The 21,352-nt window shown below is 61.1% G+C and carries 21 protein-coding genes and 1 pseudogene; 14 read left to right on the top strand and 8 right to left on the bottom strand.

Going from position 1 to position 21,352, the window contains the following annotated elements; translation table 11 throughout:
- The first annotated feature begins 74 nt into the window (after window positions 1-74).
- Window positions 75-911, top strand: coding sequence for a DMT family transporter (locus G113_RS05780; protein WP_005895393.1), 837 nt, complete (start codon window positions 75-77; stop codon window positions 909-911).
- A gap of 45 nt (window positions 912-956) precedes the next feature.
- On the opposite strand, the gene G113_RS05775 is transcribed toward G113_RS05780, so the two are convergent.
- Both G113_RS05775 and G113_RS05770 read right to left on the bottom strand, forming a co-directional pair.
- The gene (locus G113_RS05775; protein ID WP_005895390.1) at window positions 957-1,805 is read right to left on the bottom strand and encodes an alanyl-tRNA editing protein; all 849 of its coding nucleotides are present in this window, start codon (window positions 1,803-1,805) and stop codon (window positions 957-959) included.
- 86 nt (window positions 1,806-1,891) lie between these two features.
- On the bottom strand, window positions 1,892-3,130 hold the full coding sequence (locus G113_RS05770; protein WP_152435963.1) for an Nramp family divalent metal transporter: 1,239 nt from the start codon (window positions 3,128-3,130) through the stop codon (window positions 1,892-1,894).
- 299 nt (window positions 3,131-3,429) lie between these two features.
- On the opposite strand from G113_RS05770, the gene rpsF reads away from it, so the two are divergent.
- From rpsF to G113_RS05750, 4 genes are all read left to right on the top strand, one after another.
- A complete protein-coding gene (rpsF, locus tag G113_RS05765) occupies window positions 3,430-3,816 on the top strand; it encodes a 30S ribosomal protein S6 (RefSeq protein ID WP_005895384.1) in 387 nt (128 codons plus the stop codon).
- Window positions 3,817-3,848: 32 nt separating this feature from the next.
- Window positions 3,849-4,079 carry a 30S ribosomal protein S18 gene (rpsR, locus tag G113_RS05760; protein WP_005313392.1) on the top strand — a complete coding sequence of 77 codons (231 nt, stop codon included), beginning with the start codon at window positions 3,849-3,851 and terminating at the stop codon, window positions 4,077-4,079.
- Window positions 4,080-4,128: 49 nt separating this feature from the next.
- A complete protein-coding gene (gene rplI, locus G113_RS05755) occupies window positions 4,129-4,575 on the top strand; it encodes a 50S ribosomal protein L9 (protein WP_005895375.1) in 447 nt (148 codons plus the stop codon).
- Between the two features lie 102 nt (window positions 4,576-4,677).
- Window positions 4,678-5,421: a ferredoxin--NADP reductase gene (locus G113_RS05750; RefSeq protein ID WP_005895372.1), complete on the top strand. Its 744-nt coding sequence runs from the start codon at window positions 4,678-4,680 to the stop codon at window positions 5,419-5,421.
- Window positions 5,422-5,442: 21 nt separating this feature from the next.
- Here G113_RS05750 and G113_RS05745 read toward each other — a convergent pair whose 3' ends face one another.
- The gene (locus G113_RS05745; protein ID WP_005895369.1) at window positions 5,443-5,757 is read right to left on the bottom strand and encodes a hypothetical protein; all 315 of its coding nucleotides are present in this window, start codon (window positions 5,755-5,757) and stop codon (window positions 5,443-5,445) included.
- 225 nt (window positions 5,758-5,982) lie between these two features.
- Here G113_RS05745 and G113_RS05740 point away from each other — a divergent pair, with 225 nt between their 5' ends.
- Window positions 5,983-7,038 (top strand): hypothetical protein, encoded by a 1,056-nt coding sequence (locus G113_RS05740; RefSeq protein WP_005895367.1) that lies wholly within the window; start codon window positions 5,983-5,985, stop codon window positions 7,036-7,038.
- 115 nt (window positions 7,039-7,153) lie between these two features.
- Here the strand turns inward: G113_RS05740 and G113_RS21475 are convergent, their stop codons facing one another.
- Window positions 7,154-7,321, bottom strand: a complete 168-nt coding sequence (locus G113_RS21475) for a hypothetical protein (RefSeq protein ID WP_169510549.1) — start codon at window positions 7,319-7,321, stop codon at window positions 7,154-7,156.
- Window positions 7,322-7,377: 56 nt separating this feature from the next.
- Between G113_RS21475 and G113_RS05735 the strand changes: the two genes are divergently transcribed.
- The 5 genes from G113_RS05735 (at window position 7,378) to G113_RS05715 (ending at window position 14,812) form a co-directional block, all read left to right on the top strand.
- The gene (locus G113_RS05735) at window positions 7,378-8,340 is read left to right on the top strand and encodes an NADP-dependent oxidoreductase (protein ID WP_005895362.1); all 963 of its coding nucleotides are present in this window, start codon (window positions 7,378-7,380) and stop codon (window positions 8,338-8,340) included.
- A gap of 63 nt (window positions 8,341-8,403) precedes the next feature.
- Entirely contained in the window at window positions 8,404-8,829 is a 426-nt protein-coding gene (locus tag G113_RS05730; RefSeq protein WP_005895359.1) for a YqaA family protein, read from the top strand.
- A 27-nt stretch (window positions 8,830-8,856) separates the two neighbouring features.
- Window positions 8,857-11,670 (top strand): M16 family metallopeptidase, encoded by a 2,814-nt coding sequence (locus G113_RS05725; protein WP_005895356.1) that lies wholly within the window; start codon window positions 8,857-8,859, stop codon window positions 11,668-11,670.
- A gap of 60 nt (window positions 11,671-11,730) precedes the next feature.
- Window positions 11,731-13,329 (top strand): glutamate--cysteine ligase, encoded by a 1,599-nt coding sequence (gene gshA, locus G113_RS05720; protein WP_005895351.1) that lies wholly within the window; start codon window positions 11,731-11,733, stop codon window positions 13,327-13,329.
- 268 nt (window positions 13,330-13,597) lie between these two features.
- On the top strand, window positions 13,598-14,812 hold the full coding sequence (locus tag G113_RS05715; RefSeq protein WP_005895348.1) for an aldose 1-epimerase family protein: 1,215 nt from the start codon (window positions 13,598-13,600) through the stop codon (window positions 14,810-14,812).
- A gap of 64 nt (window positions 14,813-14,876) precedes the next feature.
- On the opposite strand, the gene G113_RS05710 is transcribed toward G113_RS05715, so the two are convergent.
- Window positions 14,877-15,590 (bottom strand): lipopolysaccharide kinase InaA family protein, encoded by a 714-nt coding sequence (locus G113_RS05710; RefSeq protein WP_005895346.1) that lies wholly within the window; start codon window positions 15,588-15,590, stop codon window positions 14,877-14,879.
- A gap of 191 nt (window positions 15,591-15,781) precedes the next feature.
- The gene (locus G113_RS05705; RefSeq protein ID WP_005895344.1) at window positions 15,782-17,572 is read right to left on the bottom strand and encodes an AMP-dependent synthetase/ligase; all 1,791 of its coding nucleotides are present in this window, start codon (window positions 17,570-17,572) and stop codon (window positions 15,782-15,784) included.
- Between the two features lie 184 nt (window positions 17,573-17,756).
- Here G113_RS05705 and G113_RS05700 point away from each other — a divergent pair, with 184 nt between their 5' ends.
- Window positions 17,757-18,299, top strand: coding sequence for a thioredoxin domain-containing protein (locus G113_RS05700; protein WP_005895340.1), 543 nt, complete (start codon window positions 17,757-17,759; stop codon window positions 18,297-18,299).
- A gap of 19 nt (window positions 18,300-18,318) precedes the next feature.
- On the opposite strand, the gene rimI is transcribed toward G113_RS05700, so the two are convergent.
- Both rimI and G113_RS05690 read right to left on the bottom strand, forming a co-directional pair.
- On the bottom strand, window positions 18,319-18,780 hold the full coding sequence (rimI, locus tag G113_RS05695; RefSeq protein ID WP_005895339.1) for a ribosomal protein S18-alanine N-acetyltransferase: 462 nt from the start codon (window positions 18,778-18,780) through the stop codon (window positions 18,319-18,321).
- A gap of 66 nt (window positions 18,781-18,846) precedes the next feature.
- Window positions 18,847-19,299, bottom strand: a complete 453-nt coding sequence (locus tag G113_RS05690; protein ID WP_005895337.1) for a hypothetical protein — start codon at window positions 19,297-19,299, stop codon at window positions 18,847-18,849.
- Between the two features lie 161 nt (window positions 19,300-19,460).
- Between G113_RS05690 and G113_RS05685 the strand changes: the two genes are divergently transcribed.
- Together G113_RS05685 and G113_RS22050 are read left to right on the top strand one after the other, a co-directional pair.
- Window positions 19,461-21,074 carry an ATPase RavA domain-containing protein gene (locus tag G113_RS05685; RefSeq protein WP_005895330.1) on the top strand — a complete coding sequence of 538 codons (1,614 nt, stop codon included), beginning with the start codon at window positions 19,461-19,463 and terminating at the stop codon, window positions 21,072-21,074.
- A 104-nt stretch (window positions 21,075-21,178) separates the two neighbouring features.
- Window positions 21,179-21,352: pseudogene (locus tag G113_RS22050) on the top strand (ATPase RavA stimulator ViaA); the annotation flags it as partial.

The raw sequence follows: 21,352 nt of genomic DNA, 5'->3' as shown, positions 1-21,352 counted from the left end.
CTTATGAAGCCGATCCCGGTTGTGGCACCAAAAATAGGCTAGCCTGCCTCGCTCATAGTGACAGGAACCCCGTCGTGACATCCACCCTCTTTGCGGCCATCTTGCTGGCCGCGCTGCTGCACGCCCTCTGGAATGCGCTGGCCAAGCGCCAGGCCGAGGGGCGCGTCAGCGTCCTGCTGGTCTCCCTCTGCTCCGGTCTGTTTGCCGCCCCCTTTCTCCCCTTGGTGGGCTGGCCGGTGGCGGCCGAATATCCCTGGCTGGCGCTCTCCATCCTGCTGCATTGCGGCTACTGCCTGTTTCTCGGTCGTGCCTACCGGCTGGGGGAGTTCGGCCAGATCTATCCCTTGGCCCGTGGCTGTGCGCCTCTGGTGACCCTCTTGCTCGGCGCCCTGCTGCTGGGGGAGGTGCCCGGTGGGGTGGCGGTGATGGGGGCTCTGGTGCTGGTAAGTGGGGTGCTGCCGATGGCATGGCGCGGTGGTGTCAGACTGGCATCCGGGGCCTTGCGTGCCGTGCTGATCACGGCACTGTTTACCGCCGCCTATAGCCTCTCCGACGGGGCTGGTGCCCGCTCGGCCGGAGAACCGGTGCGCTACACCCTCTGGCTGTTTGCCCTGACGGCCTTGATGATGCCGCTGCTGATGCGCTGGCAGAGTCGCACCGCCTGGCGCGCGCTCGATCTCGCGGCATGGCGCACCGGCGCGCTCGGCGGCGCCCTCTCCCTGCTTGCCTACGGCATCGTCATCTGGACCATGACCCAGGCGCCTATCGGGCTGGTGGCGGCCCTGCGCGAGAGCAGCGTGCTGTTTGCCGTGCTGCTCTCCTGGTGCTGGCTGGGGGAGAAACTGGGGCGGGTACGACTGTGCGCCGCCTTGGTGATCCTCTGCGGTATCCTGTTGATCCGCCTCGGCTGATTTGTGACGATGTCAGGCCGGTATGCTACCGGCCTGACTGTTGGCTTAAGGGGTGACCCGGGTGATCAGGGTAAAGCCCTCTTCGCAGGGGGCGAGCTGCACCCGCACCTGGCCCAGTTCGGCCAGCTTGGTCACATGGGTGCCGCCGCAGGGGATGGTGACCTCTTTACCTTCAAGCATGCAGTGCCAGTAGCGCGAATCTATGATGGCCTCGCCGACCCGGCTGCGGCGGATCTCGCCGCCAGCCGCCAGCCAGTCGGCCAACTGCCGGTTGATCCTCTCTTCTATCTGCGCCAGCTCCGCCAGCAGGGTCTCGCCGTTGACCCCCTTCTTGCGCAGGCTCTTGCCGATGCGGTACTGCTCCCGGGAGCCATTGGGCTCGACCCGCGAGGTCTGGATGGCGAGGCGGTCAAAGTCGGGTTGATCCAGCGCATCGCGCTCGCTCACCTCTTTGCGCCAGTAGGAGGTCAGCACCCGGTTGAGGGCCAGCGCCGCCAGATGGCAGCCGCTGTGGCCCAGGCTTAAGGAGTGGCGGGCAGCGGCATCCACCTTCAGCTCAACCCGTGAGCCCACTGCCAGAGAGTGCATGCCCACCAGAGGATGCACCACCACGAAGGCCCAGCCTTCGGCGCCCCGCTTGACCGGAATGTCGGTGTCCACGAACAGTTCGCCCGCAGGACTGATGGCTCCCATGCGGCATGGGCCTGCGGCTGCTTCGACTCCCTCCCAATACACAGTGCCCACGTCCCCGGGTTGATCGGGCCAGAGGTGGCTTTGCGGATGAAAGGGGGTGAGGTCGGTCACCAGCAGGGTCGGTTCACCGACTTGGCAATAGACCACCTGAGCAAGCTCGTGGTGATGATCCAGCACGAAGCTGGCGCGGGTATGTTGCATGGGGAACTCCTGCAATGGGACTGAAGGGCAGGATAACGCAAAGGGAGCGCAGGCTCATTAACTTGGGTTAATGAGCCTGCGGGAGATCAGAGCAGGGAGACCAGCAGGTAGGCATTGAGACCGATCACCACTGTGACGATGAGTCTCCCGAGTGCCTGGGTGAGAGGGTGATTGCGATACCTCCCCATCAGGGCCCGCTCCCCGGTCAGCATCAACAGCGGAATCAGTGCCAGTGCTATGCCAAAACTCAGGATCACCTGGCTCAGCACCAGGACTTCAGTGGTATTGAGACCCATGGCGATCACGATAAAGGCCGGGGTCATGGTGATGAGGCGACGCAGCCAGAGCGGAATAGTAAAACGCACGAAGCCTTGCATTACGACTTGGCCCGCCAGGGTCCCCACCACGGTAGAGGAGATGCCGGAGGCAACCAGCGAGAGACCAAACAGGGTTGCCGCTCCCTGACCCAGCAAGGGGGTCAGTGTCTGGTAGGCAGATTCCAGCTCTGCTACTTGCTGGTTACCCGTGGCATGGAAAGCGGCCGCCGCCATGGCCACCATGGCCAGGTTAACGAAACCGGCGATCGTCATGGCAATGGCCACATCGACCCGGGTGCTGTGCAGGCGTTGCTCGACCGAGCCTTGCCCCTCGCCGTGCTGGGTCAGTGCAGAGTGCAGATAAATCACATGGGGCATGACGGTCGCCCCCAGAATGCCGGCTGCCAGGTAGACAGCCTCGCTGTTGGGCAGACCGGGGAAGAGGGCGCCTTCCAGCAGGCTGGGCAGATGGGGGCGGGAGATCATCAGCTCGACCAGATAGGCGGCAGCCACGAACAGCAACAGGCCGCCGATCACGAATTCCAAGGGTTTCTGGCCGCGACTCTGCAACATGAGAATGCCCCAGGTGATCACCGCCGTCATACCGGCCCCTTCCATCAGGGTCACGCCGAGCAGCAGCTTGAAGCCAACTGCCGCCCCGATGAACTCGGCCAGATCGGTCGCCATGGCGATGATCTCGGCCTGCACCCAATAAGCCCATACCGCTGGCCTGGGCAGCCTGTCGCGTATGTGCTCCGCCAGGTTCTTGCCGGTGACTATGCCGAGCTTGGCGGAGAGAGTCTGCACCAGCATGGCCATCAGATTCGCCCACACCACCACCCACAGCAGCTGATAGCCGAAGGTGGAGCCCGCCTGGATATTGGTGGCGAAGTTGCCCGGATCTATATAGCCAATGGCGGCGATAAAGGCGGGGCCCAACAGACTGAGCTTGAGTTTGCGCGAGGTCATGATGGCACTGGCTGCGGGTTGCATAACGGCACCCTCCATAAGGATATAGCCCTAGCATAGCTGCAATTGATAACTATTATCAATTGGGTTTTTGGATGGGATTGATAGGAGAGAGCCGCTACCTGCTTGGCTAGCGTGGGCCATTCCTGTGGTTTGGACAGCGGGAGACGGGAACAGAGAGAATCGGTTGTCAAAATCACAACCGCCAGTTGCAGTCGGTGTGTCGATTTCGTACAATACGCCGCCCTATGAAAGCAGCGTCTAAACACCATACGTTCCTTGCCTCCGAGGTCTGGCTGCACCTGGGCGGAGGCTGAATTAATCCGTAAGGAGCTAAAATGCGTCATTACGAAATCGTCTTCATGGTTCATCCGGACCAGAGCGAGCAAGTCCCCGGCATGATCGAGCGTTACACTGGCGCCATCACCACTGCCGGCGGCACTATTCACCGCCTGGAAGATTGGGGCCGCCGTCAACTGGCTTACCCGATCGACAAGCTGCACAAAGCCCACTACGTTCTGCTGAACGTAGAAGCAGAGCAAGCCGTTATCGATGAACTGGAAACCAACTTCCGCTTCAACGATGCCGTTATCCGCAACATGATCATGCGCACCAAGCACGCCGTGACTGAAGTTTCTCCGATGGCCAAGGCCAAAGAAGAGCGCTTCCCACGTCGTGACGACGAGCGCCGCGAAGAAGCGACTGAAGCTTCTTCCGAAGAGTAATTCTTAGATCACTGACATAGAGGATAAAGGCCATGGCACGTTATTTCCGTCGTCGTAAGTTCTGCCGCTTCACTGCCGAGAACGTTACCGAGATCGACTACAAAGATATCGTTACTCTGAAAAACTACGTCACTGAATCTGGCAAGATCGTACCGAGCCGTATCACCGGTACTCGCGCCAAGTATCAGCGTCAGCTGGCACGCGCCATCAAGCGTGCTCGTTACCTGGCTCTGCTGCCGTACACCGATCTGCACAACAAGTAAGAATCGGTCCGGCACTTAAGCCTAACTCAACTCTCATAGAGGAAAGGTAATGCAAGTTATTCTGCTCGACAAAATCGCCAAACTGGGCGGTCTGGGTGATCAAGTCAACGTTAAAGCTGGCTACGCCCGTAACTATCTGATCCCGCAAGGCAAAGCCGTTATGGCTACCAAGGCCAACATCGAGACCTTCGATGCTCGCCGTGCTGAACTGGAAGCCAAACTGGCTGCCGGTAAAGCTGCCGCTGAAGAGCGCGCTGCCAAGCTGGGTGAACTGGCTGCTGTTGTTATCGCCTCCAAAGCTGGCGACGAAGGCAAGCTGTTCGGTTCCATCGGTACCCGTGACGTGGCTGATGCCATCACTGCTGCCGGCGTTGCTGTTGCCAAGAGCGAAGTCCGTATGGGCAACGTTCTGCGTAACACCGGCGAGTACGAAGTTGTTGTTCAGCTGCACGCTGACGTCAAAGCAACCGTACAGATCCAGGTTGTTGCTCTGTAATAGCGATTCGCTTTTGCAGAAAAAAACCCGCGCCTTGGCGCGGGTTTTTTATTTTTGGCCTCCGAGTTAGAGTAAGGGACTGTTGCAACGAGAGAGGTTTCCATGGCGGCTTGGGTAGAAGGGCGTGTCATCGAGCGTATCCAGTGGACGGATACCCTATTTTCCCTGAGGGTAGACGCGCAGCTGCTCCCCTATCAGGCGGGACAATTCACCAAGCTGGCGCTGGAACGGGGTGAAAAGCGGATCCAGCGTGCCTACTCCTTCGTTAACCCGCCATCCTCTCCCTATCACGAGTTCTATCTGGTCGAGATCCCGGATGGTGAGCTGACGCCTTCCCTGGGCTCCCTGACCGTGGGCGATACATTGCTGGTGCAATCCCTGGCGAGCGGTTTCCTCACCCTGGATGAGATCCCGGCTGGCCGGGATCTCTGGCTGCTCTCCACAGGGACCGCCATTGGCCCCTTCCTCTCCATCCTGGCTGCGGGGCAGGCCGAGCAGCGTTTTGACAATCTGGTCCTGGTGCATGGTGTGAGGAAGGGAGAGGAGCTCAGTTATCAACCGCTGATTGGCGAGTTGAAAGCCCGGCTCGGGGAGCGGCTGCACTATGTGCCCTTCGTCAGCCGCGAGCTCTGGCCGGATGCCATGGCGGGCAGGATCCCGGCCGCCATCGACAGCGGCGCCCTGCAAGAGAGGGTGGGGCTGAGCTTTAGCCCCGAGCACAGCCAGGTATTGATCTGCGGCAATCCCGAAATGGTGAAGGCGACCCAGCTCTCCCTCATCGAGCAGGGCCTGGCCAAAAACCTGCGCCGTACCCCGGGGCAGATCAGCTCTGAAAACTACTGGTAACCAAGCAGGCAGCGAGGGGGCTCAGTGGTTCTTACCCTTGCCATTGTTGCCTTTGGATTTGTTGTGGCCCTGGCCCGGATTGTTGTCACCGTGGATGCTGCGATTGTAGTGATCGCGGTATTTGCCATCCATGCTGCCGCAGTCAGTCTTGAGGCGGCTGTCTCCGATACGGATATCCAGGCAGTTGTGTTGCCACCAGTCGTACTCTTTGGTGTCGAAATCGACATTGATGCGATCGGTCGACAAGCTGGCCCCACCATCTTTATGGGAGGGTGGGGCGGCCTGGGTGGTGGTGCTCAGGGCCAGCAGGATGAGCAGAAGTGCACTATGTCGCATAATGAATCCTCGATGTGGTGATGACGGGTGCCAGTATAGTGCCAGCTAGCTGGATCCAAGCCTAATGGGCCTGCTGGAAGTGGCTTCAGGTCGAAAATCTGACCAAACTGGTCATGACCTGTCCAAGCATCTGTAATATCTCGTTATTTCAGGTTGATAACCTTCAATCCGGGCTGAGCGGCTCTATAATCGGCGACCTGATATTTCAACCGCCAGCGTATCATCATGCAGACAGCCATCTCATTGCCCACTCCCTCATCCCAGTTACGTTATCCCAAGGGCTGGTTCGCGCTCACCACTGTCTATCTTTTTACCGGACTGGCCATCTTGGCCTCCATCGTCTTCTCTCTGTTGCTGTTTCTCTCCATCGACGATAACCCCTTAATGAAGTGGTTGTTCGGCGGTCTGGCCATCATCTTCGAACTCGGCAAATTCTACATCTGGTACGAATATGGCGAACGCCGGGCGCGGCGGGAGTTAGGTGGCGCTTTCTGGTCGCTGCTGTTTTATGCCGTGCTGGCGGCCATTTCCATCGGCGGCAGCATAGGGGGCATCAACAGCGCCACCAACACAGTGCTTGGCATCCAGGCCAAACATGAGCGGGAGATCGCGCGTTTCGATGAGCAGATCGACAGCATAGAGCGGCAGATCCGCCTCAATGAGGAGGCGGCACGCAAGTATATCGAAATGGCCCGTATCTCCAGTGGCGTGAGCGGCTTGCAGCAGGCCAATACCCAGCTCAGGTTGAAGCAGGATGCGCTGCGCCAGGAGCGGGATGCCAAACCGGTCAATGAGCAATCTTCCATGCTGGGGCTGATGAGCAGTCTGGCGGAGGGGATGGGGATGAGCATAGGCCAGGTGCAGTTCCTGCTGGTCTGCTTCCTCTCAGTGCTGCTCGATGTGTTCGGGGCCTTTTTCGTCTCCCTGATTGGTGATGAGACCCGCTTTCGCCGCTATTGGCAGTCGCAACGTCACCGCGTGACGGCCATCTCCCAATCGTCAATGGAAAGGGAAGAGGGCACTGTTCGCAATGACAAGGTGCAGTCTGAGCCCGAACCTCGGCTCACGCCGCTGGAAACGGTCCGTCAGGGGCTGCAAAGCGGGCGGCTCAAGTGTGGCAAGCGAGCGGTCGCTCAGGCTCTCTCCCTGCCCCTTGAGGAGGTGGACAAGATTTTTGTGCAACTGATGAACGAAGGGGTATTGACCCAGGGCAGCAATCGCCACTACGCGCTGCAAGCGGCCGGGCAATCCGAGCCGGGTCAATACCAGGCAGGGCCCTGATGGAGAGGCTCGTCCAGGGGCTCTTGGACGGGCAAGCCGGCAGCGTCAATGGCAGTGCCAACTGGCATCGATGCTCCGGCGGGAGGGGGGAAGCCCGGTGAACATGGGGCTCCTGCTAGTGGGTGAGTATCATCATCAGGCTGAGGAAGGCGGCGAGCCCGCCACCCAGGCCGATGATCCAGTAAAACCCCTTGGCACCTTGCTTGATGGGAATGCGAAAGTAGAGCAGAAACAGCCACCAGGCCAAAGCCAGCAGCAGCGGGATAAGAAACATTCGAGCCATGGTGTCCTCACTGTTATCCTGTTGCTTCACCGTCAACCATAAGGATGGAATCTGCAATGACGCAACTACAGATTACCGCATTCGGCCCCCCCTCGGTACTCAAGCTAAACCCCTCTCTAGATGGCATGCCCGCCGAGGGTGAGGTACGGGTGCGTATCTGTTACGCCGCGGTCAATCCCATTGATGCCAAGACCCGGGCCGGTTTAGGGTGGGCAGCAGCAGAAAACAGAGACAAGCTGCCCTGGACGCCTGGTTATGACATGGCCGGTGTGGTGGAGGCGCTTGGCCCAGGTGTAGAGAGTCTCAAGGTCGGCGACAAGGTGTGCGGCATGATCGGTTTTCCGCTGCAAGGTGGTGCCTACGCCGAGTCTGCCCTGACCCCGGCCGAGTTGCTGGTACCGCTGGAAGAGGTGAGCCTCAAGCAGGGCGCGGCCCTGCCCCTGGCCGGGTTGACCGCCTGGCAAGGCCTGTTCGACCATGGTGAGCTCAAGCAGGGGCAGAGAGTGCTGATCCTGGCTGGGGCGGGTGGCGTGGGCCACCTGGCGGTGCAGTGGGCCCGAGCCTATGGCGCCAAGGTCACTGCGTTGGCAAGCCCGGCTAATCATGGCTTTTTGCATGGTATCGGGGCCGAGCGACTGGTCGACTATCACGATCCCGATTGGGTCGATCAGGTCGGCCAGGTTGAGCTGGTATTGGATCTGGTCGGTGGCGAGAGTGGCAAAGCGGCGCTGGGCTGCGTGGCCAGCGGTGGCCGCTTGATCACAGTGCCGACCATCACGGCTGAGGCCATCAAGCAGGCGGGAAGCGAACTCGGCATCGAGGTGCGTGGCATGCTGGTGCAACCCAATCCCAAGCAGTTGGCCCAGATGCTGACCCTGCTGCGCATCGATGAGGCGCAAATCTGCATCAATCGCGAGTTCGAGCTGGCCGACGGGGCCCTGGCCCACGCCGCCATCGAAGCGGGTCATACCCGTGGCAAGCTGCTGCTGCGCATGCCGGCGGCGGGTATGGATGAGTGATCCCTGGCCGCAGATTGATCCACTCCAGCATGTCCAGCTGATGGGCTGGGTGGCGTTGCTTTCATGGAGATGAGCCTCGGCTGGCTATTTCTGAGCGCCTTTGGCTCGGCGACGCTCCTGCCCGGTGGCTCAGAGTTGCTGCTGGGGGCCATGGCGAGCCGGGGGGAGTGGAGTCCGGTCAGCCTGCTGCTCTGGGCCACCCTCGGCAATACCTTGGGATCCATGACCAGCTGGTGGCTTGGCTGGCTCGCCACCTTCAAGAAGAAACCGGAAGATTTTAAGGGGCGTGGGGAACAAAAGGCACTCGGGTGGCTCAAACAACATGGTCATTGGTGTCTGCTGCTCGCCTGGACCCCCATTCTCGGCGACGGACTCTGTCTGTTGGCCGGCTGGCTGCGGCTCTCATTTTGGCGCTCGCTTATTCTCATCGGCCTCGGTAAGTTAATCCGTTATGGCCTGGTCCTGTTGCTGGCGATTCAATTCTTCTAGCCGGTGCCTTTCATCTAAGAGGTAACAGTGAACAAACTCATCCCACTCGGCATACTGCTCGGCGTCAGCCTGCCACTCCTGGCTGCGCCAACCCTGGTCTCCCAGCAGACCAAGACGGCGGGACAGCTCGCCATCCCCTACCAGATGTACAAGCTGGATAATGGCCTGACCGTGATACTGGCGCCGGATCACTCGGATCCCCTGGTTCACCTGGATGTGACCTATCACGTCGGTTCCTCCCGCGAGACGGTGGGCAAGTCCGGCTTCGCGCACTTCTTCGAGCACATGATGTTCCAGGGCTCCAAACATGTGGGTGATCAGGAGCACATGCGCATCATCAACGAGGCCGGTGGTGACATGAATGGCACCACCAACAAGGACAGAACCAACTACTACGAGACGGTGCCTGCCAACCAGCTGGAGAAAGTGCTCTGGCTGGAGGCGGATCGCATGGGCTTCCTGCTCGATGCGGTCAGCCAGAAGAAGTTCGAGATCCAGCGCGCCACCGTCAAGAACGAGCGTGGCCAGCGGGTCGACAACCAGCCCTATGGCCTGGTGAGCGAGCGGATGGGCGAGGCGCTCTATCCGCGCACCCACCCTTACTCCTGGCAGCCGATCGGCTATGTGGAGGATCTGGACCGGGTCGGCGTGGATGATCTCAAGCAGTTCTTCCTGCGCTGGTACGGACCGAACAATGCCACCCTGACCCTGGGCGGTGATTTTGACACCAAGCAGGCTCTGGCCTGGATTGAGCAGTATTTTGGAACCATACCCCGCGGCCCCGATGTCGCTGAGCCGGCCCCTGAGCCGGTGAGTTTGCCCGAAACACGCTACATCACCCTGGAAGACAAGGTCCATCTGCCGCTGCTCTACATCAGCTATCCGACCGTCGCGCTGGGGGATCCCCAGGAGCCTGCGCTGGACCTGTTTGCCGATGTACTCGGCGGTTCAGCCAGCTCCATGCTCTATCAGTCCCTGGTCAAGAGCGGCAAGGCACTGGAAGTGGGTGCCTCCCACTACTGCGAGGAGCTGGCTTGCACCCTGACTGTCTACGCCTATCCCAACCCGGCGCTGGATGGCAGCCTCAAGACCCTCAAGGGCGAGGTGGACAAGGTGATCGGCGACTTCGCCCAGCGCGGCCTCACGCCCGACGATTTGGAAAAAGCGATCAGCAAGTATCGCGCCTCCACCATCTGGGGGCTCGACAGCGTCGAGGGCAAGGTGAGCCAGTTGGCCATGGGGCAGGTGCTGGCCGGGGATCCTGGCTATGTGTTCAAGAGCCTGGATGCCATCGGCAAGGTAACCCCGGAGCAGGTCAGGGCCGCCTATGACAAGTTCATTGCAGGCAAGCCTGCGGTGGTGATGAGTGTGGTGCCCAAAGGCAAGACGGATTGGCAGGTAGCCAAACCCAACTTCACCCCGGCCAAGCGCGAGCTGCCCGATTACAGCAAGCATGATGCCGCCCTGCCGCTGCGCCCGGTGACCGACCGCTTCGATCGCAGCGTGCAGCCCAAGGTGAGCGATGCGGTTAGCGCCAAGGTGCCGGCCATCTGGCATGGCAAGCTCGACAAAGACATCGAGATCATCGGCAGCCAGAGCGACGAGATCCCGGCCGTCTCCATCATGATCGCCCTGCCCGGCGGCATCCGTGCCGAGAGCAAGGGGGAGCTGGGGCTGGCCAATCTGACCGCGGCCATGATGGAGCAAGGCTCGGTGCGCCTCTCCGAGGCCCAGTTGAGCGATGAGTTGCAAAAGCTGGGGGCCAGCATTGAGTTCTCCAGTGCCCAGTACAACAACCTGATCACCATCAGCAGCCTGACCGACAAGCTGCCCCAGACCCTGACATTGGTGAAGGAGCTGTGGCAGCGCCCCGGCCTGCGCGAAGCCGATTTCGAGCGTACCAAGGCCCAGCTGCTGCAAGGCATGAAGCAGAGCGAGCAGCAGCCGGAATGGCTGGCGGGACAGGCGTTCCGTGAGCTGATTTACGGCAAGGAGAGCCGCCTGGGGGAACCCGCTGACGGTGTGCCCGCCGATGTCGCCAAGCTGACTCTGAGCGATGTGAAGCGTTTCTATCAGAACTACTACAACCCGAGCAATGCCAAGGTGGTGGTGGTGGGTGACGTGACCCAGAAGCAGGTGGAGGATCAGCTCGGCTTCCTGACCGAGTGGAAGGGCACAGCCCCCGAACTTGGCAGCCTCAAGCCCGCAGGAGCGCAGGCCAAACCGGGTATCTATCTGGTGGACAAACCGGGGGCGCCTCAGTCGGTTATCCGCATCGGCCGCCGTGCCATGGCGTTTGATACCACGGGGGATTACTTCACCGCCGGCCTGATGAACTTCAACCTCGGGGGCAACTTCAACAGCCGCATCAACCTCAACCTGCGGGAAGACAAAGGCTACACCTATGGTGCCAGCTCGGGTTTCGCCGCCAATCGCGAGGTGGGGGTGTTCAGCACGGGCGCCAATGTGCGGGCCGACGCGACCGTGGATGCCATCCGCCAGTTCCTCAAGGAGCTGGACGGTTATCGGGCGAGCGGCCCCACGCCGGTGGAGCTGGCCTACATGCGCAGCGCCGTCTCCCAGCAGGATGCCCTCTCCTACGAGACGCTGAACCAGAAGGCCGGCTTCTTGCTGCAGATGATCATGTATGATCTGAAACCTGACTTTGTGCAGGCCCAGAGCCAGCTGATCAAAACGGTTTCACAAGAGACTCTAAAGCGCAGCGCGACCCACTGGCTCGATCCCGACCAGATGGTAATAGTGGTGGTCGGTGACAAGCAAAAGCTTGAAAAACCCCTGGCGGAGCTTCATCTTCCCATCTATCCGCTGCAACTTCCCTGAGGCAAGTGCGGCATGCCTGAGTGCCGCCCCGGCTGGGGCGGCCAAAAATGAGCCTTGAATATGACCATATCTAGCTTGTCACTGCGCGAGTTGCTGGCCGCCTTGGGTACCCCGGAGCGACTGTCGGCCCTCAAGGGGATCCGTCGTGGCCTGGAGCGCGAAACCCTGCGCATTCGCCCGGACGGCAGCCTGGCCCAGGGGGATCATCCCCGCAGTCTGGGATCGGCCCTGACCCATGCCAACATCACCACCGACTACTCCGAAAGCCTGCTGGAGTTCATCACCCCGGCCACCGACTCCATCGAGAGCCTGATGGAGCAGCTTGGCGACATTCATCACCATGTCAGCCAGCATATCGGCGAAGAGCGGCTCTGGCCCCTCTCCATGCCCTGCTTCGTCGGTGACGAGGAGAGCATACGCCTCGCCCAGTACGGCACTTCCAACATAGGCCGGATGAAGACCCTCTACCGCCAGGGTCTCAAGAACCGCTACGGCAGCCTGATGCAGGTGATCGCCGGCATCCACTTCAACTTCTCCATGCCGGACAGCTTCTGGTGCGAGTGGCAGGATCTGGTGGGGGAGCACTGTTGCAGCCAGCGCTTCATCTCGGAAAAGTACATGGGGCTTATCCGCAACGTCTACCGCTTCGGCTGGCTGGTGCCCTATCTGTTTGGCGCTTCCCCCGCCATCTGCCAATCCTTCCTCAAGGGGCGCGAGAGTGCGCTGCCGTTCGAGAAGCTGGGCAAGGGGACCCTCTATCTGCCCTATGCCACGTCGTTGCGCCTGTCCGATCTGGGCTACACCAGCAGCGCCCAGAGCCGACTCGAGATCAGCCACGACAACCTGCCCGCCTACGTGGCCTCCCTGCGCCGCGCCATCAACACCCATGATCCCGAGTTCGCCAAGATAGGGGTCAAGGTGAACGGCGAGTATCGCCAGCTCAATGACAACGTGTTGCAACTGGAGAACGAGTTGTATGCGCCGATCCGGCCCAAGCGCACCCCGCGCAGCGGCGAGAAGCCGTCGGACGCCCTCGAACAGCGCGGCATCGAATACATAGAGCTGCGCACCGTGGACGTGAACCCCTTCACGCCGCTCGGGATAGACGTGGAACAGGTGCGCTTCTTCGATGTCTTCCTGGTCTGGTGTCTGCTGCGTCCTTCCGCTCAGCTGACGGAGCAGGATATGGCCCGCAACCGCAGCAACATGAACAAGGTAGTGCTGGAGGGACGCCGTCCCGGTTTGCAGCTCGAAGATGAGCAAGGCACCGAGCGGACCCTCAAGGAGTACGGACTCAGCCTGTTTGACGAGCTGGACGAGGTTGCCGCCTTGCTGGATCGCTGCTGTGGTCGCAATCGCTATCGCGAGACTTTGGCAATGCACCGCGAGAAGCTGCTCGACCCGGAGCTGACCTACTCGGCGCGCCTGCTCAAGATGCTCAAGGAGGGCGATCTGGATAACGGCTGCTTCGGCGACGCTCTGGCCAGTCAGTATCGCGAACAGTTGCTGGCCGGTGAGTTGCAGTACTGGGATGAGGCTTACTTCGCCGGTGAAGCGCGGGAGTCCCTGCTCAAGCAGCGCGAGCGTGAACGGGGGGATAGCCTGTCGTTCGACGACTTCCTGGCGGACTACTTCGGCACCCGCCAGACCACGACCTGATCCGTCAGCATCACCATGACAGAGCCGCTCAATGAGCGGCTTTTTTATGGCCGAGAGTCGTCTTCCTGGCCGCTCTGTTATCCGAAAAAAAGAAGTGTGAGTCAGCCTTCACTTCAGCAAGCCGATAGACGCTTTTATTGTCAAACGGCTCACATTTCCTCCTTTTGTCCCTTGAGTCTGGTGCGCCAGGCGCCTAGTTTTCGATCACTGAAACGATTCAGCTTTCACGAAAACCACTCACAAGAACAAGAGACACGAGGATAAAGCCATGTTGAAGAGACTCTCCATTGCCGTGCTGCTCGCCCTGGGCGCTAGCTCTGGCCAGGCCGCCGAATTTTTGCTGACCGACTCCCAGCAGGGGCTGGATGTGGGGGACTGGAAGATCAGCAGCGACAAGCTCGGCATCAAGAGCCCGGTGCCCTTCTCCATCGAGAAGAGGCGTCTGCACGGCGGGCGCCAGGAGGGGGTCGATCTGCTCATCGTCGACAACGGGGTGATGAAGATCACCTTGGTGCCGACCCGTGGCATGGGGATCAAGGAGGTCAAGGGGGCCGATGTGCGCCTCGGTTGGGATTCCCCGGTCAAGGAGGTGGTCAACCCGGCCTTCATCGATCTGGAGAGCCGCGGGGGTCTCGGCTGGCTCGATGGCTTCAACGAGATGCTGGTACGCTGCGGCTATGAGTGGACCGGCCACCCCGGGGTGGATGACGATGGCCGCCTCAAGAGCCTGCACGGCCGGGTGCAGAACATACCGGCGTCTGTGGTCAGCGTGACCGTGGATGAAGAGCCGCCCTACGCCATCCATGTGCGGGGCAGGGTGGATGAGCGCACCTTCAAGATGAGCGAGCTGGTCACCTGGACCCAGCTGAGCGTGGTGCCGGGTCAGGCGGAATTTGCCCTGCAGGATAAGCTGACCAACCATGCCGACTACGAAAACGAGTACCAGATCATCTATCACGGCAACTTCGGGGCGCCCATCCTGGAGGAGGGGGCGCGGGTCAGCACCCCGGTGAAACAGATCTCCCCGTTCAACGACTACGCCAAGGCGGGGCTCAAGGGCTGGCAAACCTACCTGGGGCCGACCAAGGGCTTCGACGAGATGGTGTTCAACCTGGTGCCCTACAGCGACGCCGAGGGCAATACCCTGGCGGTGCTCAACAACAAAGCGGGCAATGTCGGGGTGGCTGTGGGTTACAACACGCACCAGCTGCCTGTGTTGACCCTGTGGAAGAACACAGACACCCGGGCCCAGGGCTATGTGACCGGTATCGAGCCCGGCACCAGCTATGCCTACAGCACCAAGTACCAGCGTCCGCTGGGGCTGGTGCCCAAGATCCAGCCGGGGGAGACCAAGACCTTTGATCTGACCTATCGCCTGCTGCGCAATGGGGAAGAGGTGAAGCAGGCCCTGGCCCAGGTGGAGAAGATCCAGGCCGGCCGCCCCACAGAATTGCGTGAGCAGTCCCTGGTCAAACTGCCCTGAGTGGCAGACGCATAGCAAAAAGCCGCTCAGATGAGCGGCTTTTTATGGCCTGGCCAGGGCTGAGTCAGTGGCGCACTGGGGCCAGGGGGGCAAGGCGCGCAAGCTGCTGCAAGAGATAGTTGCGATAGCTCTCCCCATGCAGCTTGCCGGGTTTGAGCGTGGCTGCCAGGCACTGCTGGCGTGCCTTGACGCCAAAGGGCAGGCGACGGACATGGGTATCAATCCAGATGATCTCCCCCATGGGATCAATCATCAGATTGCCAAAGTGGAGATCCCGATGACAGTAACCGTGGCTGGCCAGGATGGCAATCTCCTTGGCGAGCCGACGTAACAGGGCGAGACGTTGTGCCTCGTCGGCGCCGAGAAAGTAATCCTCCCCCGAAATGGCATCTTGCAGATACTGCACCGCCAGGAAAGAGGCGAGGGGATTGAGGGGATTGATGGCGATCCCGGCAGCCTGGCAAGGCACCACATTGAGGCCGACATTGCGCAGGATACGGTTGCTGCGCCATTCACGCAGGGCGTCGATGTGGCCAATGAGCCGCTTGCCGAGTTGGTCCCGGCACAACCAGGCCAGAGACCAGCGGGGGTGCTTGTCGGCAACCAGCTTGCACAGGGAGTGGCTTGCGTTGTGACGACGAAACAGGCTGCTGCCGACTTGTTCGAAGTGGGCGGTATCCTGAGTCTTGTCCAGAGACCAGCGAGGCAGCTGCAGTTGGTCATGAAACAGCAGGTAGTGATGGGTTTGGCCATCGAATTCGAGTGAGGTCAGCTTCATAAAAGAGGTGCTCTGAGAGTGGTGCGAGCCTGGCTTGACGAGATGACAAGAATGACCCGTCTGTTATGACGTCATGGTACGACTCCTTAGCTGACATGAGCTGAATGGGTCATTCAATACCTTGAAGTGCATATGAAAACGCCGCAGGGCCTTGAGGGCCTGCGGCGTTGTCCATGGCGTGGCCTTCGAATTTAGACGTGGCTGTACATCGCCTCGATCTCGTCTTGATACTTGGCCTCGATGATCTTGCGGCGCAGCTTCATGGTCGGGGTGATCTCTCCGAGCTCCATGGAGAAGGCGATCGGTAGCAGGGTGAATTTCTTCACCTGCTCGAACTTGGCCAGCTCCTGCTGCAGGCCCTGGATGCGCGCCTCGAAGAACTCCATCACCCGGGAGTGGCGCAGCAGCTCCGTCTTGCACTGGTATTGCAGGTTGATGGAGCGGGCGTACTCTTCCAGCGACTCGAAGCAGGGCACTATCAGCGCCGAGACGAAGTGGCGGGCGTCGGCGACGATGGCGATCTGCTCGATGAAGCGATCCTTGCCGAGGGTCCCTTCCACCAGTTGCGGGGCCACGTATTTGCCGTTGGAGGTCTTCATCAGCTCCTTGAGGCGTTCGGTAAAGTAGATATTGCCCTGGCTGTCGAGCTCCCCGGCATCGCCGGTACGCAGGAAGCCATCCTCGGTCATCACCTCGGCCGTGGCTTGCGGCTTGTTGTAGTAGCCGCGCATCACGGTCGGGGAGCGCACCAGCAGCTCATTGTTCTCACCGAGTTTCACCTCGATGCCATTGAGGGCGGTACCGATGGATCCCAGCTTGAATGCTTGATCTTCGTAGCAGCAGACGGTGGCCGTGGTCTCCGTCATGCCGTAGCCGTACTTGAGGTTGAGCCCCATGGCCTGGAAGAAGAGATTCACGTCGTCAGCCAGACGTGCGCCGGCCACTGGCAGGAAGCGGGTGCGACCGCCGAAACGGGCACGCAGCTTGCGAAACACCAGGCGCTCGGCCAGGGCGAGCTGGACATACAGCCAGGGGGAGGCAGACTTGCCCGCCTGGCGGGTGGCCACCATCTGCTTGCCGACGCCGGTGGCCCAGCCGAACAGGGCGCGGCGAAGGGCTGGCGCCTGGGCGACCTTGGCCTGGATCATGGCGTAGGCCTTCTCGTAAAGGCGGGGCACGGCGCACATCACCGTCGGTTTCACCTCGCCAATCACCTCCATCACCTTCTGGGGATCGCGGATGTAGACGTTCTCGGCGCCGCAGTAGAGCACGTAGTAGGTCCAGGCACGCTCGAACACATGGCTGAGCGGCAGCATGCACAGCGACACATCCTGCTCGCTGAGATCCAGGCGACTGTTGTGCATCTCGAAGCAGGCGGCCATGTTGGCAAAATCGAGCATGACCCCCTTGGGTTCACCCGTGGTGCCCGAGGTGTAGATGAGGGTCAGCAGGTCATCCATGCGGTATTGGCGTTCGCGCTCCCGCAGTGCTTGTTCGCTGGCCGGATGGTTGCCGGAAACCAGGAAGGCCTGAAAGTGGCTGGCCTGCTTGCAGCCACGCAGATCGACGCTGCCATCGAGGGCCACAATCTGGCGGATCTCGCCGTGCTCGAGCAGTTGCAGGGCCTGATCGAACTGAGGTTGCTCGCCGACAAACAGTATCTTGATGCGGGCATCGCGCACTATGTAGCGCAGCTGATCCAGGGTACTGGTGGGGTAAATTGGCACGCTGACGCCGCGGGCGGCGAGGGTGCCGAGGTCGGCCTGGGTCCACTCCGGCATGTTGCGGGCATAGATGCCGACCATGTCGCACTCCTGATGACCGGCCCGGATCAGCGCCTGGGCGCAATAGTCCATGGCCTGACCCAGGGTGCGCCAGCCGATGGCACGCCATTGGCCATCCTGTTGCACCCGCAGGGCGGCTTTATTACCCAGACGGGCGATGCGTTCGCGAAGCAGATGAACCAAATGCAGCTGTGACATTCGTAGATCCTCAATGACAGAGAGACGCCCGGCAGAGGCGTGAAAATCGGGCTGGAGTGTAAACTCTAAGATTACGGCTTACAAGTGTGCGCTGTTTTGTTCCGGATCAGGAAGATCGGATTTTGCTGCGAAATTAATCAAAATCGGCGATAACTGGGAAAGGCGGTCGTCGGAGGCTAGAGCAATGAAAAATCTGGGGAAATGGTTGGGGCTGCTATTGGCCTTGTTGCTGGTGACCGGGAGCGCGGGCTGGTATTGGTGGAACCAGCAGGCACTGGTTAGTGGCAACCCCTGGCTCAAGGGAGAGCAGGGGGTGGCACGGGCCCAGCAGCTCGCCCGCGAGTCCGGCATGGCGGTGCTCTATGTGATCGAATCGGACAAGTGTCGGCGTTGCAAACTGCTCGACAAGGGGTTGTGGCAGGATCCGGCGTTGGCCTCCACCCTGGCCGGGCTGGCCAAGGTACGCCTCAATCCGCATGCGGGAGATGGCAGTGAACGAGTGCTGCGTCGCTTCCCCAAGGTCGCGACGCCACCCGGCATCTATTTGCAGCAGGCCGATGGCCCGCTCAAACCGATGCAGATAGTGGTGGATATTCAGCAGATCTGGATGCCTGGAGTGACTTACCGGCGTGGTTTTTTCATGCCGCTGTCGGCCGCCGGCTTCGAGGCCGTGCTGCATACCACCCTGGCACTGGAGGATCCCGCTTTCAGCGCCCTCGCGCCCTGATTTGCGCCAGGGTCAGCGACTAGCCGAAGTCGAACAACCGCGACATCAGCACGGCATCTTCCCGATCCGGGCCTGTGCCGTAGTAGTCGGCGCGGCGGCAATACTCGGCGAAGCCTTCACTCTCGTAGAGGGCGATGGCGCCCTTGTTGCCAGCCCGCACCTCAAGGAACCAGGCCTCGGCTTTTTTCGCCTTGCTGCTGGCCAGATATTCCCTCAGCAGTGCCCGCCCCAATCCCTTGCCCTGAAAGTCAGGATGGACGCAGATGTTCATCAGCGAGCTGTCTCCGGCCACCAGATCCGAGATGTAGAAACCGGCGGGCCGCCCCGCCACCAGCAGCAAGCCGTTGAGGTAGCGGGGCCCGAAGCAGGAGAGCAGATTGGCCTGGCTCCAGGGCTCCTGGTGTGCGGCCTGCTCTATGGGGTAGATGAGGGCAAAATCGCTCTCCAGCAGAGGGCGAAATTCGGGCTGGGGTTGAGACATCTGGACTCCGAAACTGGGGATGGGCAACTTGGGCGATGGAAAGGTGCCGGGTAAAATGGCAACGGCTCAGGTCAGGCGTTGGCGCAGCTGTTGCCAGAGTGCCCGTTTCTGGGCCGCACTGGGTTGCAGCGGGCAGATCAGTGCCTGGGGCCAGGCGGGATCGACCTCCTCGAGCCAGAGCAAGGGCGTCACCATGCCAGGGGTCAGGCTCGGAACCAGACTGACCTCCTGGGGGCTGAACCCCAGCAACAGGCAGACATCCGCCAGCAGGGTGGGGGCTGGCAGGCGATCGGCGACTATCCAGAGTCGACCCGCAGGCAAGGCGTGCTTGGCATGGCTGCTTTGGGTCGCGGGAAGTGGATCGGCCAGATACGGGCTGGGCTGCGAGCTGGCGGCTGCTTCTGCGGTGCCTGGCATGGGGGGGGGCACTGGCTCGGCTCCCAGCAGGGCTGGGCGGCGTACTTGCCACTCCTGTATACCCATGCGGCTGAGCAGGCCCTGGCGTAAGGGATCTAGCATCTGATTGACTCTGGATTGGCAAAAAAAACTCAAGGAAGGGTACACTCGAACGGAGTTTGCTGCACCCTTTGCCGTTATGCAGCCCCAAACCCGGCGCCTCTTCTCATGAACCGACGCTGCCGACCGGAACACCCATCCCTATCTCGAGCCGGAATTTGCCTATGCCGCTGTTGTCCCAGAAGAGTCACTCTGCTAACGCCATCGCTGAGCGCTTGCCACGTCTGTTGGCTGCTCTGGGGGAGGGATTGTATGAGCGCCAGGATGCCTTGCGTCTGGGGCTGCTGGCCGCCCTCTCCGGGGAGAGTGTCTTTTTGCTCGGACCGCCCGGTATCGCCAAGAGTCTGATCGCCCGCCGCCTCAAGCTCGCCTTTCATGAGGCACGTCACTTCGAATATCTCATGACCCGTTTCAGCACCCCGGAAGAGGTGTTCGGCCCCCTTTCCATTCAGGCGCTGAAGGATGAGGGCAAGTACCTGCGTCTCACCGCAGGTTACCTGCCCGAGGCCGAGGTGGTGTTTCTCGACGAGATCTGGAAGGCGGGTCCCGCCATCCTCAACACCCTGCTCACCGCCATCAACGAGCGTCAGTTTCGCAACGGTGACAGTCAGCACCCCATCCCGATGCGCCTGCTGGTCACCGCCTCCAATGAACTGCCAGCACCGGACAGTGGTCTGGAGGCGCTCTACGATCGCATGCTGGTGCGGATCTGGCTGGACAGGGTGCAGGAGAAGGCTAACTTCCAGGCCATGCTGGCCAGCGAGGGCCAGTCTCATCAGAACCTGCCCGCCTCGGTGCAGATCCGCAGTGACGAATACCTCGCCTGGCAGGGACAGATAGACGAAGTGCGCCTGCCCGATGGCTGCTTCGAGCTCATTTATCAACTGCGCCAGCAGCTCGACAGCCAGCTGGCCCACAGTTGCTATGTGTCGGATCGGCGCTGGAAGAAGGCGGTGCGGCTGATCAAGGCCAGCGCCTTCTTCAATGGCCGTGAGGAGGTGGTCCCTCTGGATCTGCTGCTGTTCAAGGATTGCCTCTGGCATGACGAGGCCTCCCGCGAGGCGTTGCAGGAGATGCTGGGGGAGTTTGCCCGTCTGCACTGTTACCGTCAGCTTGCACTCACTCGTCAGCTGCTCGAACTCAAGGAGCGTTTCCGTCTGCTGCAAGGCGAGATGGCCCAGCGGCTGGCTCACAAGGCCAGACAGCGTCAGCAGTGGTTCGGCCGTCGCGCCCGCGGCATTGCGCTGCCACTGACGGGGGCGCAGCCCTTTGGCAAGCAGGTACACCTGCATCTGCTCTATCCTGCGGCGCTGGGTGCCGAGGATCCGACCCGGCTCACCGAGACCCTGGCGTTCGATCGCCACCGGCTTGCCCATTGGCACCCCACCGGCGAGAAGCTGGTGGGCTGGCACCTGGGCAGCCCGGCGGAGGGGCATTACGAGCTGGTGCTCGATGATCAACTGCGCCTGGGCGTGCTGGATGTGCAGCGCCAGAGCGTGCCGCTGGTGCTGGTGGGGCAGCAGCCCCTGCCTGCCGTGGTGCTCGCTCCCTGGCGTCAGACGCTCGAGGAGCTGAGTGGCCAGCTCGAGACCCTCAGCCAGGATCTGCGTCGGCAACGCAGCCTGTATGAGCGTCAGCAGAACCACCTCTTCCTCGGTCAGGAGTGGTTGCAGAAGGTGGAGGAGAGTTTCTTCGTCCTGGCCCGGGATCTGGGGCAGTTGCAGGGGGATGCCCGCAGCTGGCACGCGCGTTTGGCCCTGTTTGGCGAGCGGGTCTGAGTCGTGGCCGCCGCGCACCTTGTCGTCACCGGCCTGTCGGCTGACTGCACCCGGTTCTGGGCCATGAGCGTTACTGGCGCGGCGTACTGCACCCTGGGGGCCCCATGATCGAGATTGGTATGATGGACCTGGCCTTGCTGATGGAGGAGGGCGAGATTGCCGGGGAGATGGCGCTCTTGCTGGCCGCGTCCCCCAAGATCTCCGAGTTCCTCCGGCGGGCGCCAACGCAGCCAGGGGAAAAGACTCAAGCGGCGCATCATGAGCTGGAGCGAGCGGCT

Origin of the sequence: Aeromonas molluscorum 848, from assembly GCF_000388115.1 — a bacterium.
In the GTDB taxonomy this organism is placed as follows: domain Bacteria; phylum Pseudomonadota; class Gammaproteobacteria; order Enterobacterales; family Aeromonadaceae; genus Aeromonas; species Aeromonas molluscorum.
This window is presented reverse-complemented; position numbering and strand designations above follow the sequence as displayed.